At 42.8% G+C, this 907-nt stretch carries 1 protein-coding gene; it reads right to left on the reverse strand.

Annotated features, from left to right (window positions below; translation table 11 throughout):
* A partial coding sequence (locus ACTS4L_RS11340) for a DDE-type integrase/transposase/recombinase (protein ID WP_440652071.1) occupies nucleotides 1–907 on the reverse strand: 907 nt, incomplete at both ends.

Genomic DNA, 907 nt, shown 5'->3' on the forward strand with positions numbered 1-907 from the left:
CCACTTTCGCCAAGTATTCACCACGTCGACTTTCGATATATTTGGCTTGTTTTATATGTGGATCAACCACTAAGTACACGCTGGTGCCTGAATATTGATAAGGCACTTCATAAGCTTGGTTTTCATATAGGATGATGCCAACTTTAGATACTTTGCGCCCAATACGATGATAAAAGATCTCATCTATAGACTGTGCCTTTTCACCTAAATGGCGGATATGTCCAACATCTTGGCGAAAGCGCTCCATCGGTGATTGTTTAATAAGTCCTGAATGCTGACGGTGATGATAAATCTCTTGCAGCCATGCTTGTAAGCGTAGATTAAAGTCAGATAACGAGCTGATTTCAGCAAGATTGACTTCATTGATAAATTGCTCACGAACGGTCTTATGCCAACGTTCAAGCTTGCCCTTGCCTTCAGGTTCATACGGACGACAATAAATCAGCCGAATATCTAAACGTGCACAGATTTGCTGTAATGACTCACTGCGATAAGCAGAGCCATTATCAACAATCAAACGCTTTGGCAATCCACGCCTTTGTACTGCTTCTTTCAGCACACACTCCACTGACACTGCCTGCTCATTAAAATACAATCCACTATGGGTAATCAAGCGCGAGGCGTCATCCATTAAGCTAATTAAGTAGACCTTTTGCAGTCCTTTGGCGGTGTGAATTTTACCGGCATGCATGACATCGCCATACCAGATATCATTGGCGCGTTGTGCGCTAAACTGTCTGCGTTCAATGGCAGGAGCATCTGATATCACACGCGCAGACAAGTGCTCATTACGTAGAAAGCGATGGACGGTCGATTTGGGTAAACCTTTAAATCCATTGTTTGCCATTAACACCAATAAGGTATTGACTGAACGGCGCATGTCTTCTTTTTTGAAATGAATCAATAA

It is taken from the genome of Cysteiniphilum sp. 19S12-1 (assembly GCF_052030685.1).
Classification (GTDB): domain Bacteria; phylum Pseudomonadota; class Gammaproteobacteria; order Francisellales; family Francisellaceae; genus Caedibacter.